The sequence below is a fragment of the Chitinophaga polysaccharea genome (assembly GCF_902150045.1).
Classification (GTDB): Bacteria; Bacteroidota; Bacteroidia; order Chitinophagales; family Chitinophagaceae; genus Chitinophaga; species Chitinophaga polysaccharea_A.
This window is the reverse complement of sequence record NZ_CABFVU010000001.1, coordinates 3,161,429-3,177,292: the sequence shown is the minus strand read 5'-3', so window position 1 is coordinate 3,177,292 and position 15,864 is coordinate 3,161,429. Positions and strand designations below refer to the sequence as shown.

Annotated in this window: 15 protein-coding genes; 9 read left to right on the top strand and 6 right to left on the bottom strand. The window is 46.1% G+C overall.

The features are described 5' to 3' along the window. Positions 1-37 precede the first annotated feature (37 nt). The 8 genes from FN124_RS13035 to FN124_RS13000 all read left to right on the top strand — a co-directional run bounded on the left by FN124_RS13035 (position 38) and on the right by FN124_RS13000 (position 5,370). Complete coding sequence (locus tag FN124_RS13035; RefSeq protein ID WP_142685144.1) at positions 38-1,063, top strand: GHMP family kinase ATP-binding protein; 1,026 nt, start codon at positions 38-40, stop codon at positions 1,061-1,063. Between the two features lie 27 nt (positions 1,064-1,090). Further along, entirely contained in the window at positions 1,091-1,669 is a 579-nt protein-coding gene (locus FN124_RS13030) for a D-sedoheptulose-7-phosphate isomerase (RefSeq protein WP_142685143.1), read from the top strand. Beyond that, entirely contained in the window at positions 1,666-2,361 is a 696-nt protein-coding gene (locus FN124_RS13025; protein WP_142685142.1) for a nucleotidyltransferase family protein, read from the top strand. Before FN124_RS13030 ends, FN124_RS13025 begins: the two co-directional genes overlap by 4 nt. Next, positions 2,358-2,879 carry a D-glycero-alpha-D-manno-heptose-1,7-bisphosphate 7-phosphatase gene (locus FN124_RS13020; protein WP_142685141.1) on the top strand — a complete coding sequence of 174 codons (522 nt, stop codon included), beginning with the start codon at positions 2,358-2,360 and terminating at the stop codon, positions 2,877-2,879. The genes FN124_RS13025 and FN124_RS13020 overlap by 4 nt, the downstream gene beginning before the upstream one ends. A gap of 26 nt (positions 2,880-2,905) precedes the next feature. Continuing rightward, a complete protein-coding gene (locus tag FN124_RS13015; RefSeq protein WP_142685140.1) occupies positions 2,906-3,877 on the top strand; it encodes a hypothetical protein in 972 nt (323 codons plus the stop codon). 9 nt (positions 3,878-3,886) lie between these two features. Further along, positions 3,887-4,276, top strand: a complete 390-nt coding sequence (locus tag FN124_RS13010) for a cupin domain-containing protein (RefSeq protein WP_142685139.1) — start codon at positions 3,887-3,889, stop codon at positions 4,274-4,276. A gap of 283 nt (positions 4,277-4,559) precedes the next feature. Then, complete coding sequence (locus FN124_RS13005; protein WP_142685138.1) at positions 4,560-4,931, top strand: VOC family protein; 372 nt, start codon at positions 4,560-4,562, stop codon at positions 4,929-4,931. A 13-nt stretch (positions 4,932-4,944) separates the two neighbouring features. Then, positions 4,945-5,370: a MarR family winged helix-turn-helix transcriptional regulator gene (locus FN124_RS13000; protein WP_142685137.1), complete on the top strand. Its 426-nt coding sequence runs from the start codon at positions 4,945-4,947 to the stop codon at positions 5,368-5,370. Between the two features lie 149 nt (positions 5,371-5,519). On the opposite strand, the gene FN124_RS12995 is transcribed toward FN124_RS13000, so the two are convergent. From FN124_RS12995 to FN124_RS12980, 4 genes are read right to left on the bottom strand one after another with little or no spacing between them, the layout of a single operon-like run. Beyond that, entirely contained in the window at positions 5,520-8,057 is a 2,538-nt protein-coding gene (locus FN124_RS12995; RefSeq protein WP_260607415.1) for a DNA gyrase/topoisomerase IV subunit A, read from the bottom strand. Between the two features lie 17 nt (positions 8,058-8,074). Beyond that, positions 8,075-8,479 carry a hypothetical protein gene (locus FN124_RS12990; RefSeq protein ID WP_142685135.1) on the bottom strand — a complete coding sequence of 135 codons (405 nt, stop codon included), beginning with the start codon at positions 8,477-8,479 and terminating at the stop codon, positions 8,075-8,077. Continuing rightward, positions 8,476-9,342, bottom strand: coding sequence for a DUF1835 domain-containing protein (locus FN124_RS12985; RefSeq protein WP_142685134.1), 867 nt, complete (start codon positions 9,340-9,342; stop codon positions 8,476-8,478). The genes FN124_RS12990 and FN124_RS12985 overlap by 4 nt, the downstream gene beginning before the upstream one ends. Before the next feature lie 8 nt (positions 9,343-9,350). Beyond that, entirely contained in the window at positions 9,351-11,258 is a 1,908-nt protein-coding gene (locus FN124_RS12980) for a DNA topoisomerase IV subunit B (protein ID WP_142685133.1), read from the bottom strand. Between the two features lie 337 nt (positions 11,259-11,595). Between FN124_RS12980 and FN124_RS30885 the strand changes: the two genes are divergently transcribed. Further along, entirely contained in the window at positions 11,596-11,745 is a 150-nt protein-coding gene (locus FN124_RS30885; RefSeq protein WP_185937183.1) for a hypothetical protein, read from the top strand. Positions 11,746-12,043: 298 nt separating this feature from the next. On the opposite strand, the gene FN124_RS12975 is transcribed toward FN124_RS30885, so the two are convergent. Further along, positions 12,044-12,712: a response regulator transcription factor gene (locus tag FN124_RS12975; protein ID WP_079468073.1), complete on the bottom strand. Its 669-nt coding sequence runs from the start codon at positions 12,710-12,712 to the stop codon at positions 12,044-12,046. Between the two features lie 47 nt (positions 12,713-12,759). Then, positions 12,760-15,822: a sensor histidine kinase gene (locus FN124_RS12970; RefSeq protein ID WP_185937182.1), complete on the bottom strand. Its 3,063-nt coding sequence runs from the start codon at positions 15,820-15,822 to the stop codon at positions 12,760-12,762. Positions 15,823-15,864 lie beyond the last annotated feature (42 nt).

Sequence of the window (15,864 nt, the reverse complement as noted above, 5' to 3'; positions counted from 1 at the left end):
TTTCCGCCTTCCGCCTTCCGCTTAAAAACAAAGCAGCATGATTTACAGAAGCAAAGCTCCTTTACGTATAGGCCTTGCCGGTGGTGGCACAGATGTAAGTCCGTATTCGGATTTATATGGTGGCGCCATCCTCAACGCCACTATCTCCCTCTATGCACGCGCATCTATAGAACCGCTCCAAAACGGGCAGGTGGTGTTCGATTGCGCCGACAGAAGGGAAACAGCCACTTACGATGCCGTATACCCCTTGCCGTTAGACGGTAAACTGGATATCCTGAAAGGCGTGATCAACCGCGTGCAAAAAGATTATGGCTCCTTACCGGCTACCGGTTTTAAACTTACCACCTTTGTAGATGCACCTGCCGGCTCCGGCCTCGGCACCTCTTCCACCCTCGTGGTGGCCGTGCTGGGCGCATTTGCAGAATGGCTGAAGCTGCCGCTGGGAGAATACGACCTGGCCCATCTCGCCTATTCTATTGAACGGGAAGACCTGAACCAGGCCGGCGGTAAACAGGACCAATACGCGGCTACCTTTGGAGGCGTTAACTTCATGGAGTTTTATAAAGGCGATAAGGTGATTGTAAACCCGCTGCGCATCAAAGAAGTAAACCTCCACGAACTGGAAAATAACCTGGTATTGTTTTATACTTCTACCAGCCGTTTATCTTCCACCATCATCTCAGAACAACAAAAAAATGTTACCGATAAAAAAGATGATTCCATAGAAGCCATGCACCAGCTGAAAGAGCAGGCAATAATGATGAAAGAAGCACTGCTGCGGGGCACTATTGATAAGATCGGTGAAATCCTGAACTATGGCTTTGAAAATAAAAAGAAGATGGCCCATGGCATTACCAATCCCCAGCTCGATGAAATTTACGAAGCAGCCCGCAAAGCCGGCGCCAGCGGTGGTAAAATTTCAGGTGCAGGCGGAGGCGGGTTTATGATCTTCTATTGCCCGAAAAATACCCGCTTTGCCGTGGTAGATGCACTTAGCGGTTTTGGCGGAGATGTAAAACGATATACCTTTACCAATCACGGCATTCAAACGTGGAGCATTTAAGGTTTAACAAATCAAAAATTTCTGCTGATGAAACAATTCATTGCCAATAAGATCCGGGAAAGCATCACTGTGAAGGAAGCCATTTGCCAGGATGAGCCGTTGCTAAATACCATCAAACTGGTAGCGGAAGCGATTACGCACAGTCTTCAAACCGATCATAAAATCCTTTTTTGCGGTAACGGCGGCAGCGCAGCAGATGCGCAACACCTGGCCGCAGAATTTTCCGGCCGGTTTTATAAAGACCGTATGCCGCTGTATGCGGAGGCCCTGCATTGCAATACTTCTTATATGACGGCCGTGGGCAATGACTATGGGTACGACCAGGTATACGCCCGCATCCTGAAAGGTATTGGCCGTGAAGGCGATGTGCTGGTAGGCATTTCTACCTCCGGTAATTCTGCCAATATACTGGAAGCCATGAAAGTGGCAAAGGAACAGGGAATGATAGTGGTAAGCATGACCGGCAGTACCGGTGGAAAAATGAAAGAGGGAAGCGACTACCTGATCAATATCCCTTCTGCTGATACGCCGCGTATACAGGAGGCGCATATCACCGTAGGACATATCATTTGCGAAATAGTGGAAAACAACCTGTTTGGCGCATGACGGGAGAATGTATCGTACTCGCCGGGGGCCTCGGAACCCGGCTCAGAAGCGTAGTGGCCGACAAGCCCAAATGCATGGCTCCGCTGGGGCCGCATCCCTTTTTATATTACCTGTTGCAATACCTGCACAAACAAGGCATTCAACATGCAGTGCTATCGCTCGGTTACCTGTCTGACCAGGTGATCAGCTGGTGCAACAGCATATCGCTCCCTTTACGTGTATCCTTTACCGTGGAACAGGAACCGCTGGGCACCGGCGGGGGTATCATCAACGCCTTGCAGGCAGTGAAAGGCAACGAAATTTTCATCGTTAACGGCGATACCTATTTTGATGTAAACCTGGCGGCTTTCAATAATTTCCACCAATCGCATCAAAGCCCCCTGTCGCTGGCTCTGAAACCCATGCAACAGTTCGACCGCTACGGCAGCATACAGCTGGATGAGCACCAGCAGATCACCCATTTTCATGAAAAGAAATTCATGGAAGAAGGACTGATCAACGGCGGTATTTACCGGACCTCAGCAGGATTCCTCCAAAGCCTGCCACTCCCGGAGAAATTTTCCTTTGAAAAAGAAGTACTGGAGCCTGGCGCACAGGCAGGGAAATTATACGGCTATATCAGCAACACGTATTTCATTGATATCGGGATCCCGGAAGATTACGAAGCAGCAAAAAAAGTATTGGTATCATGACCCTATTCCTCGACAGAGACGGTGTAATCAACGATGAAATCCGCGATGGTTACGTACTCCGACCGGATATGTTTCACTTCAGCGAAGGCGTGTTATCAGCTATGCCCATACTCGCAAAACGCTTCGAGCGCATTATTGTGATCACCAACCAGCGCTGTATCGGCCGGGGACTGCTCACTACCGAAGGATTACAGGAAATTCATGCTCAAATGCGGCAGCAAATTGAAAGGAATGGCGGCAAAATTGACGCTATTTATTTTTGTCCCGATGCAGACAGCAGCAGCCCATGCCGTAAACCGGCCACTGGCATGGGGTTACAGGCTAAGCAGGATTTCCCCGACATTGATTTCAGTACTTCCGTGATGGTAGGCAATACCCTAAGCGATATGCAGTTCGGAAAAAGCCTGGGCATGCAAACCGTGTTCATCCCCTCTACCCGGCCTGAAACACCGTTCCCCCACCCACTGATCGATCAGCGATATCAAAACCTGCTGCAGTTTGCACAGGCTGTACAATAATTATAAGCCGCAACCGTATAATAGATATGGCAAAAAAACCATTACTGTCACTGCTCCTGGTCATTACCTCCCTGCTGGCGCTCGCCCAGCAGCCGGACGCGGCTGGAATGAAACAGCTGCTCCTTAACCAGGACACGCTAAAGGCACTCAGCGAAGATATCTTCAACGGGAAAGGCGACGATGGCCGGCAACGCGCTACAGAAGCATTTATCCCCCTGCTGGTAAGAACCCTGAAAACAAAATACTCTTTCCGCTTCAGGTTCGATTCCCTGAAAACAATATCTATCCAGTACCCCCAGGATAGCGCCTTCCGGATCTTTACCTGGGCCCTGGAACGTGAAAATGGCTTCTACCGGCATTATGGTGCTATACAGATGAATACCGCCGACGGACAGCTCAAGCTCTTCCCCCTGTTCGACGCCTCCGATTATATGACCAACACCGATACCATCAGCGATAATAAATCCTGGTTCGGTTGCCTATATTATAACATCGTTCACCGGCATTACTTCAATAAAGAATATTATACCCTCTTTGGCTGGGATGCCAACAATCCCCGCAGCCAGAAGAAAATAGTGGAAATGCTGACTTTTAAAAACGGTGTTCCTGTGCTGGGCGGACCATTTTTCAGTTTTGCAGAAGACAGCACTCCCAAACCTACCCGCAACCGCTTTATCATTGAATACAAAAAAGAAAGCACTGCCACGCTCAATTACAATAAGGAACTGGATATGATCGTGTTCGACCACCTCATCTCTGAAACCAATGAGCCCATGAAAAAATTCACCTACGTAACCGATATGGACTACGAAGGCTTTAAATGGCAGGCGGGTAAGTGGATGCATGTCAATAAAATTTTCCATGATGCCATCCCTCTGGGGAAAGGCGCTCCCACACCACAACCCCTGGACCAGAAGAAGAAAAGCATGACCCAGCCCAAATCGGCAGAAGATTTTCAACAGGAAACACCAAAGAAACCGGCAAAGAAAAAACAATAAACCCATCACATGGCAGCAACGGACAACGAATCAACATTTATCAGGGCTATAAGACTATTCAATACCAATGAAACAGACTGCTCTTTTGAAACCGGTAAGATCCAGACCCGGAACAAAATTGAAGCAAACTACTTCTTTTGCCAGACGGGCACGGGTGATCTCGAAAATATTCCCCACCCGGCTCCACGGCGGCAGTTTGTGGTAACGCTGAAAGGCCGGCTTAAATTCACCGTCACCAATGGCGATACCTTTATCCTGGAGCCCGGCATTATCCTCTTGGCAGAAGACACCAGCGGCCCCGGTCATACCTGGGAAGTAACGGATGGCAACGAATGGGAACGGATCTATATTCCCCTGGAACCGGGGAATGATCCTCATTTCATACGGGATGGTATTTAGCGCCGCCTTCAGCGGGGAAAATTGTCTTGGAACACTGATTTTAATGATTTCGCTGATTACACTGATTCTATTTTTAGCGTTTGAGGCCATCTTCGCTGCCATCTCCCAATCACTGAAAAATCCCAAAGACAAAATCAGCGTAATCAGCTAAATCATCATAATCCTGAGTCAGACAACCTTCGCAAAATTTCCCTTCCTGGCAAAAAAATTTCTTTAAAAGAACAATCATTCTCCTATATTTGCACTATAAAAGAGCGAACATTCATTTACCCACTACACTATAATGCAACTCAATCACTTAAACCTCAGCGTAAAAGATGTGCCGGCAACCCGCGCATTATTCGAAACCTATTTCGGCTTTACCTGCAACGACCAAAAACTGAACGATACCTTATCCGTTTTAAACGGCTCCGATGGATTTATCCTGGTGCTGATGAACCAGCGTATGAATGAGAGTGGAAATCATACTTACCCGGATGTTTTTCATATAGGATTTTACCTGGAAGATGAAACAGCGGTAAGAACAATGTGGGACCGATTGAAAAACGGGGGTATCGAACCGGAACAGGCGCCGCAGATCATGCGCAAAACCTTCGGCTTTTATTTCACTTTTGACACCTTTATGGTGGAGGTAACTACCCCCATCAAAGCTTAAAACAACAAACTTTATGCAATCCGGAATAATGGAAAAGCTTCCTATCGGCTGGTACCTGAAGGAGGCCGACTGCCTGATCACCCATTTCACCAATATAGCTTTTGAATCCTTTGGCATCAACAGGTTTCACTGGCAGGTATTGAAAAATATAGATGCACACGGCAAGATCAGCAAAGAACTCTACTACCACCAGGTAAGCCGGTTCCTCACTATGGCGGAACTGGACGAAGTACTGGAAACACTGCTCACCCGTAACTGGATCTGCCACACAAACGATCTTTATTCGTTTACGGATACCGGCAAACAGGAATATGCAGCTATTGAAGCCCTCCAGTTGAAAAACCGCGAAAAGATAATGGAAGGCATCTCAGAAGAAGAATATCTTGCCGCTATCAACTTCCTGGAAAAGTTGATCAGGAACCTGGGTGGTAAAGTATAATCATCTTACAAAACAAAAAAGAGGCTGTATCATAACTAACTTAATGGGTGTGAGAATCGCATATACGAAAATTTTCTCCACCCGGTACCCGAGTAAAATCGGGTAAAAGTTATTTATGATACAGCCTCTTTATATTTTCTGCAAAGCAGTTAGAATAATTCTCCCTGCGCACTTGCGGGCCCTTCTTCATTTGGATCAGGATCCTCATCTTCAGACAATAACTCAGCACTGATCAGGTCCTCCCCTGCAATCCTTGTTCCCACCGCCTTCCAGCCGGTTACTTCCACAAATTCGGAAAGATCGATTTCCTCTTCTTCCGGACTGCGTTTCTTACCCGTTTTCAGCAGGATAACAGGCTGGGTATGCGTAGTCACCATTTCCAGGTAATTATTCGCTCCCTCCTTGATGAAGTTAAATTTATTATTCAACGTCTGCGTTTCAATACGGAAACGTTTTACATTGAATTGCTTTTTATCGGCATCAAAGTAAATAGCCGTTACGGTCTTTTCCGGGTTGAACTTCTCAATATATACTACGTCGTTCGACTCATAACGGTTCGTAAGATCATAGTTCGTTAGCTCATAGGTACCGTTTTTAAAGGCAACAAAGATCTTGTCGTCTCCTTCAAAGGCTCCGATATATACCCCACGCTCTTCCGTATTCAAACGGCCGGTTTCTGTATCATACCAGATCTTCTGCCCTGCCAGGGTGGATACGCCTTTCTCTTTAAACTTCACACTGCGGATTGGGTATTTCGTTACCACGTTACCCATGGAATTACGTCCTTTGATAGCAATGGTTTCAAAGGCCATATCAAACTCCTTGTTACGCGCGCTGCAGTTCGGGCTCAGCTTGATGGTTACCACTTCAGCTTCCCCGTTAGGGTTAGCGGAAAAGTAATGCACCTTTGAATTCTTCTCTCCTTTATGCGCCAGGTCGTATTCCTTATCGCGGGTAACACCCGTTACATTGAAACGCTTGGCATAGCTTACTCCCGTTTTACCTTCTACATAGATCATGTTGTAAGTAGTACGCTCATCATTCTTGCGGAAAATGTCCACATGAATAATGTCCTTGCCCACAAAGGTTTTGTCGGCCACCTTGGTCACCAGCATTTTACCATCACGGCGGAAAATGATGATATTATCGAGGTCCGAACAATCTGCCACAAATTCATCTTTCTTCAAAGAAGTACCTATGAAACCATCTGCACGGTTCACATATATTTTTGTATTGGCAATTGCTACCTGCGCTACCTGGATATTATCAAATGTTTTGATCTCGGTTTTACGCTCGCGGCCCTTACCATACTTCTTTAGCAGCCCGTCGTAATATGCAACGGTATAATCGGTAAGGTTGGCCAGGTTGTTCTTCACTTCCTTGATCTCGGCATCAATACCTTTGATCTGTTCGTTCAGTTCATTGATATCCAGCCGGTAAATACGGCGTACGGGCTTCTCCGTTAGTTTCACAATATCCTCGCGGTTGATCTCCCGTTTCAGTTGTTTCTTATACGGCGTAAATCCTTTATCAATGGCGTTCAGTACGGTTTCCCAGTCCTTATGCTTTTGCTCCAGTTCCTTGTAGATCCCTTTTTCAAAGAAGATCTTTTCCAGGGAAGTATAGTGCCATTTTTCCTGCAGTTCCGCCAGCCTGATCTCCAGTTCCTGTTTCAACAGGTCTTTGGTATAATCGGTAGAAGCTTTCAGCAGATCTGATGCAGTGAGGAAATGCGGTTTATCATTTACGATCACACAGGCATTGGGCGAAATGGATATTTCACAGTCAGTGAATGCGTATAACGCATCTATTGTAATATCCGGGGAAATACCCGGCGCCAGCTGCACTTCAATTTCCACTTCCGCAGCGGTATTGTCCACTACTTTCCGGATCTTGATCTTACCGTTGTCATTGGCTTTTACGATGGACTCCATCAGCTGCGTGGTGGTGATACCATAAGGTACATCCTTTATCAGCAGCGTCTTTTTGTCTTTCTCTTCAATATGTGCGCGTACCCTTACCTTACCTCCACGCTTACCATCGTTGTAGTTGGCAATATCGATCATGCCACCGGTGGTGAAATCGGGGAAAAGTTCAAACTTCTTGCCACGCAGGTACTTTATAGACGCGTCTATCAGCTCTATAAAATTGTGTGGTAATATTTTGGTAGATAAACCAACGGCAATACCTTCTGCTCCCTGTGCAAGCAGCAGCGGGAATTTCATCGGCAGGGCCAGCGGCTCATTTTTACGGCCATCATAACTAAGCTGCCATGCAGTGGTTTTTGGGTTAAAGGCTACATCCAGTGCAAACTTCGACAGGCGAGCCTCAATATACCTGGCTGCTGCGGCATCATCACCTGTTCTTACATCTCCCCAGTTACCCTGGGTATCAATAAGGAGGTCTTTTTGTCCGAGGTTAACAATAGCATCACTGATAGAAGCATCCCCATGCGGGTGATACTGCATCGTTTGCCCGATCACGTTAGCCACTTTATTATAGCGGCCATCGTCCATTTCTTTCATGGCGTGCAGGATACGACGCTGTACGGGCTTCAACCCATCTTCCACGCTGGGCACCGCCCGCTCCAGGATTACATAAGAGGCGTAATCCAGGAACCAGCTCTCATACATGCCTCCCACGTGGATGACATTGTGCAGAGATTCGTCTGATGTTTTATTTTCCATATCCATGTATAATACACTTACGGTTTTACGTTAATCATTTTTTCAAAATCCTCCCTCCATATACGTACACTGTCTTTCTGTACATCCTCCAGGGAATTCAGTTCTATAAAGCAGCAATCAGTAACGGCTACCAGCTGATGCCAAACATTCACGGGCACTTCTACCCTTGCCGGCGCTGTTACTTCCGTGGTTACTATTTCCTGCCCATCTAATGCACACCAGTGAATGGCAGCCTTGCCGGTAAACAGGTACAGTACCTCCGGGTTTTTATGATCGCTTTTGCCTTCGTGATAATGCTGCCCACTGCTGCTTCCGGCATTCCGGTAGCATACCAGGAAATTACCCGTGCGGTTGCAGTCCCAGAAATAACCGCTGCCGCGGTCATCAGCGCCCATCAGCTCCAGTGGCGTTACCTTTATCATACGGTTGTTGGATTTTCAATGGTTTCACCCGGTTGCTTCACTTCAAAATCACGGATGGTTTTCAGATCGCCCCGGCTTTCCAGCTTACCTTCACGGATCAGCTCTTTCAATCTCCAGCCCAGGAACTGGTCCATCACAGGATATTTCAGTTTACCGGTTACCTGCTGTACTACCCTCCAGGCTTTTACAAACTCTTTTCCGCTCTGTGCCAGTAATTCCTTGTCATAAAACAAAGTAGGCTCGCCCTTGATCTTCTTACCACCTTCCAGTAAACGGATACCTGCATTCTCATTCATCAGCCGATGCCATTCATCACCATCCAGTTCATATTCCGCCAGTGAAATGGGTCGCGCCAGTTTCTTCGCCTTCAGAAATTCCTTTGGCAGTATCTGGTGCAGATGGGTAGGATAAAACACAGCGCCCTTCTCATTAAGGAAAGGCAGGTTGTTGAGGTAAATTATATGGATACGCCCTGCAAAGTCGTACAGCTGGCTTACCAGCCAGTAATACCCGCATACGTCGCGGGCGTTTTGCCCGGCCCATATCCATACTTCCAGTTCGCGGTCTTCCTTTAATTGTGCTTTCAGGGATTTGAAAAGATCAGCATCATCAGGATCGCCGGCTGCTTCTGCTGCATCGGGTGCTTCCCCTTCTGCAGGTGCTGCCGGTTCAATACCCGCCAGCTGCTGCCAGAACAGGCGACGGCCGGCACGGCCTTCTTTGGTGTCCAGGATAAATAACGGACCAACGGACAAATCGTCTTCAAAACAGCGGATCTCTCCGTTCATTTTCTCATCCATGGCTACCGCTTCCGCCAACACCGGCACTGAAGACTGACCAAAAACAATGTGTATTAAGCCCATATGCCTTTCTATACTGTTTCTTCAACTAAATCCTTTTCATACCGCAGGTTGTTGATGATAAACTCCTGGCGGGTCTGGGTATTCTTACCCATATAGTACTCCAGCAATTTCTGGATATGAATATCTTTTGATAAAATGATGGGCTCAATACGGATGTCTTCACCGATAAAACGGCCAAATTCCTCCGGCGAAATTTCACCCAATCCTTTAAAACGGGTGATCTCCGGCTTATTGCCCAGCTTCTTTACAGCCTTCTGTTTCTCGTCTTCATTATAGCAGTAAATAGTTTGCTGCTTGTTGCGTACGCGGAACAACGGCGTTTCAAGAATATAAACGTGACCGTTCTTTACCAGGTCAGGAAAGAATTGCAGGAAGAAAGTAAGCAGCAGCAAACGGATGTGCATACCATCCACATCAGCATCGGTAGCCACTACAATGTTATTGTAGCGCAGCCCTTCCAGTCCGTCTTCAATATTCAACGCATGCTGTAACAGGTTGAACTCCTCATTTTCGTATACCACTTTTTTAGTAAGACCAAAACTGTTCAGCGGTTTACCACGCAAGCTGAACACGGCCTGCGTTTCCACATTGCGTGACTTGGTAATGGAACCACTGGCGGAATCACCCTCTGTAATAAAGATAGTGGAATCCAGTCGGCGGGCTTCCTGTTCTGCCTTATCTTTACCGGTAAGCTCGTCGTTCAGGTGCAGGCGGCAATCGCGCAGCTTCTTGTTATGAAGGTTGGCTTTCTTCGCTCTTTCATTGGCCAGTTTCTTAATACCGGCCAGTTCTTTACGTTCACGCTCACTCTGCTCAATACGTTTCTTCAGCGCATCGGCAATGGCCGGGTTGCGGTGCAGGTAATCGTCCAGGTGTTTGGAAAGGAACTCCAGTACAAACGCCTTTACAGACGGTCCACCTTCATATACTACCTGTGAGCCAAGCTTGGTTTTGGTTTGCGATTCAAACACCGGCTCCTGTACCCTGATGGATATTGCCGCACAAATAGAGGCCCTGATATCAGTAGCATCATAGTCTTTCTTATAAAAGTCGCGCACCGTTTTCACAAACGCTTCACGGAAAGCCGCCAGGTGCGTACCACCCTGGGTGGTATGCTGCCCGTTTACAAAGGAATAATACTCCTCCCCATACTGGCTTTCATGGGTAATAGCCACTTCAATATCTTCTCCCTTCAGGTGAATGATGGGATAACGCAGATCCTCTTCGTTCGTTTTACGCTGAAGCAGGTCCAGCAAACCATTCTTTGAAATGTATTTCTTGCCGTTGAAATTAACGGTAAGCCCCGCATTCAGGAAGCAATAGTTCCAGATCTGGTTCTCCAGGAATTCCGGTATAAAACGGTAGTTTTTAAATACCGTATCATCCGGCGTAAATGTAACCTGTGTACCGTTAGGTTCAGTGGTAGCAGTTTCTTTATATTCCTTTACAAGCACCCCTCTCTCAAATTCGGCGGCCTTCATACGTCCGTCGCGGACAGATGTTACCTTGAAGTAGCTGGACAAAGCATTCACTGCTTTGGTGCCCACCCCGTTCAAACCTACCGATTTCTGAAAGGCCTTACTGTCGTATTTAGCACCGGTATTGATCTTACTCACTACGTCCACCACTTTTCCCAAAGGAATACCACGGCCAAAATCGCGCACTGTAACATGGTGTTCCGTTACCTTGATATCGACCTGCTTACCAAAACCCATGGTATGCTCGTCAATACAGTTATCCGTTACCTCCTTAAGCAGGATGTAAATACCATCATCCATGCTGGAGCCATCTCCCAGTTTACCGATATACATACCAGGCCGCAGGCGGATATGCTCCCGCCAGTCCAGCGACCGTATGGAGTCTTCCGTATAGGAAGCAAATAGATCTTTGTTATCCGTTTTGTCCGTATTTGCCATAATATATTATAATTTCCTAAATACTATTGTTTCACCGGGTCATCCAATGTTTTGCAAGGATACTAAATCTTTTAGCAAAATCGGATTGCTGGCAAAAATAAAGGATTCAGGGAATCATCCCAAGTATAAGTTATACACTATGCTTATTTTATTTGTTACCAATGTATTAAGACTGTTAAATTTTATATTTCCGGGAGATAATGAACAGTTTTGGGGATTTTCGGGAAGTATCACATGAAAATGGTATAAAAAATATAATGTGACTGGATCCTTATATCAAAAATTTCTTTATATTTACATAAGTCAACTATTTTAAGATATCCTAACCTATGTCCCTATGAAAATACTATTTCTACTCCTGCTTACTGCAGTTTTTCTGGCCGCTATTGCAGCTACCTACTTTATTAAAAAAGAACAGGATAACAGCATTGGAAATAAATTCCTTCGCCTCATCCGGAAATTTGATTCATGGCAGATGATGCGATGATCACATCATCTCTTTTCTGCAAACGGCTTTTATATAATATTTCATCACTGGTCGCATCAGCCTGGCAATAGCCATCAGGGAGTGTTATGTTCGGAACTTAACCATATTACCTATTAACCGTATAATCCCTATCCTATGAAAACTGGTCTCGTATTTAAACTTGCCTGTCTGTTGATTGCTGCTGTGGTATTGACTGTGCACCTGTTGTTCAAACCGAAAACAGGACAACGCTAAAAAAAATAATCAGGGACCTTATTGCTTCATAGTTGTATGAAACGGTAAGATCCCTGATTATCAATTACCTGTTGTAGTATTTATTGACGGCATCCGTACGGCTGCGCACGTGTAATTTTTCATAAATGTTATGTACATGCCGTCTTACTGTTTCAATGCTGATAAATAAGTTGCTGGCAATTTCTTTATACAGGTATCCTTTGGACAACTGGTCAAGGATCTCTTTTTCCCGCGTAGTCAGCGCCTCCAATGCTGGATTGGGCTTCGCCTGTTTCTGGAAAAATGCAACCACTCTCCTCGCTATCTGCGAGCTCATCGGGGAACCGCCGTCGTATAGGTCACGGATGGCTTCCAGTAATTCTCCTGGAGATGTTTTCTTAAGAATATAACCACTTGCTCCTGCTTCCAGCGCCATAAAGATTTTGTCATCATCTTCATACACTGTCAGCATCATAAACTGCATGTCGGGATGCTCACGCTTCAACTGTGCAATACATTCAATACCATTCATTCCCCCCGGCAGGTTGAAATCCATCAACACTACATTCGGCATCAACTGGGGGATCTGTTCCACGGCAGTTTCTGCATTGTTGAATGTCCCTACACAGGCATAACCGTCAGAACCATTAATCAGCAATTCCATAGCCGTGCGGATATCATGATTATCTTCCACTATCGCAATGGTGATAGTATCCATATTATCCTGGGACTTCTTCTTTGAATATACAGTCATTTTAAAGGAAATTATAACACTTAAATGTTATTAAAAACAAATGTATGTTAATTTAGTGGGATATCGAGAAAAACTATTGTGCCGTTGTTTGAGCTGATATCAGCGTTTCCGCCTACAGACATCATTCTCTTCTGGATATTCTTCAGGCCGTTGCCAAATAATCTAACCTTCTCCTGGTCAAATCCTTTGCCATTATCCTTGATCATTATCGTCATATTTTTATGCACCTTCACTTCCACAATTACTTCTGTTGCTTTTGCATGCTTCACTACGTTATGCAACGATTCTTTCACCGCTAAATAAATATTCCTTCGTGTTCCTCCGCTCAGCTTGATGTTCGGGATCACTTCGGGAATATAGAACTGGTGCGTGATGTGTGCATGCTCCAGGAACTCGGCTGCAAAGCTTCTCATATAAGCAATGAGGTTAGCCAGTGAATCGTTGGAGGAGCTCATTGCCCAGATGATCTCACTCATTTTGTCTACCATCTCTCCGGCCGTTTCTGAAATACGCTCCACTTCTCTCGTCTGCGAAGGATCCTGTATCTTTCTTTTGGCCACTTCGCTCAGCAGGCGGATAGTAGATAGCCCTGAGCCCAGGTCGTCATGCATATCGCTGGAAATACGCGCCCGCTCCTGGTCTACCGCCTGCTCTTTCTCCAGCTTCAGCTTCTCATGCCTTATCTTATAATCAAGGTACAAGGTGGAAAAATAATAGGCAATTCCCAGTAGCAACAGCAATAATAAAAACCGGAACCACAGCGATTGCCAGAAAGGAATTTTAATTACTATCTCCAGCGTGGTAGGCACCGTGCTCCAGATATCATCATTATTAGATCCTCTTAACTTAAAAACATAACTGCCCGGGTGCAGGTTCGTATAACGCGCCATCCGGAAAGTGCCGGCCTGTACCCAGTCTTCATCCGCGCCTTCCAACTTGTACTGCACCTTGTTCTTCAAGGGATTGGTATACTCCAGCGGCACAAATTCTATAGCAATCGTATTCTGGTTATACGGCAATTCAATTTTCGTGAGCAATGAAATCGCAGTGTCGGATTCATACGGCTTGTCCAGCACCTCCATACGGCGGATGATCACTTTTGCATTAGACAGATTGTCCCGGAAATTTTTTGGATAAAAACCGTTTACGCCACGGATACCGCCAAAAAATAATTCGCCGTCGATGGATTTATAAAACGCGCCTGTATTAAACTCGTTCGACTGCAACCCGTCCTCGTTGTTATAAGTAGTGATCTCATCTGTTAACGGGTTGATCTGCGATAGCCCCTTATTGTGGCTCACCCAGATCCGGTCTTTGTCATCCAGCAGCACACCATACATGTAATCGTTGATCAGCTTGGGATTATCGTAACTGTTGTAATGCTTCTTAATACGGCCCGCATCATCCAGGATGAATAATCCTTTGTTGGTTGCTACCAGCAACTCCTTGTGCGCATTTTTATTGATGGATTTAACGGTGGTACCGGAAGGAATGAATACGCTTCTCCAGCGCGAGTCGGCCACCCGCTTTACATACAGCGCCGATTTCGTACCCACGTACTGGTTACCCATATAGTCTTCGTAGAAGGCAGACAATATCTCATCCTTGAAATGATGTACCACTGCGGCTTCATGTCCTTTCTCGGTTTCGTCAAACATCAGCAGGTAACCTCCATAGTTAAAATATAGCTGTCCGTTAGTACGCTTGAACAGGAAAGGAAATGGAGCCTGCTGTGTAGGTAAGCCTAATGCGGTTACTTTCCCGGTCAGGTCAGTAAAGGATTTGGTTTGTACATTGAACAGCCCGATGTGCATGCCTGCAAAGTGCAGCCACAGCTGATCTCCGTTCTCCCGGCAAATAGCTCCCAGGTCATTTCCGGGAAACTTCCCGGGATATAATTCATTTGAAATACGCTCCAGGAATTTTCCCCCATCTTCATAAATATTCATTCCATCACGCATCAGTCCCACATACAGTTTACCATCATCATGCTTGTACACGGCCTGCACCATGTTATGGGTGATATAAGGAGAACGGTAAAGATTGAATACTTTTTTATGAGGGGAATATTTTTTTAATCCGTCACCATCTGTGCCTACCCACATATTATCGGCCACATCGCGGTAAAGCCAGGATACATCGTTGAATGAGCGCGTTTCAAATGTATTGAAGCTCACAATATGCCGCATAATTTCATTACGGGCAATACTGTAAATCAGCACGCCATCGCTTCCGCCGATCCATACATTGCCGTACTGGTCCAGTTCAGACACTGCCGGGATGAACGGCTCCCCTTTCTCGTTCTTCATATCAAAAACCAGGTCGCTGAATTTATTGCGTTGTTTATTAAACAACGTAATATGCCCTGCGCTGATAATGAGCATCGAATCTTTATTCAGGTTACGCAACAACGGTTTGCTGCCAACGCCCGGTAAACAATAGGTGGAGATGCGAAGGTTTTTAATGTTCAGGGAAAAGAGCTCTCCCTGGTCCCCGTTCATCCAGATGGTGTTCCCGTCTTTCATCACCGCGGAAGGCAATATGCTTCTTTGCAGGAACTGGGGCGGGTACAGGATGATACGGCGGGTAACATAAGTGGTATTGTCCAGTACATAGATGCCTTTCATCGGGCGCCATACCCACAGCGTATTGGTGGCCGTGTCTTCTCCCAGGATCACAAATTTCACATTGGTATCCCGCTCTGCGGCGTTTACAGCGGTGGTATCTTCAAACAGCCTGCTGAAGTTATTCTTGTATTTATCGTATACGCTGATACCGTTGTTATGGGCCAGCAGCAGTTGAGAGCGACTGTCTTTATAAAAAGAAAAGCCTTTGTATCCCTTCAGATCAAAACGGTTGATCACCGCACGGTTGCCTGTAGCGCCACGGGCTACCAGCTCCCCTTTCCCTTCACCGGCCTTATAGAGCGAGCTTGGTTTATAGCGGTACTCATTAAAGGTATAACCATCGAAGCGGTTGATCCCATCGCGGGTGGCAATCCACATAAATCCCTGGTCATCGCGGGTAATATCAAATACAGTGCTTTGAGAAAGGCCCTCATTAACGCTGTAACTGTCAAAAATGTATGGCTTGTCCTGTGCATGGAGCATTCCGGGGAATAGTCCCCAAATACAGCAGCATAGGATAAACAT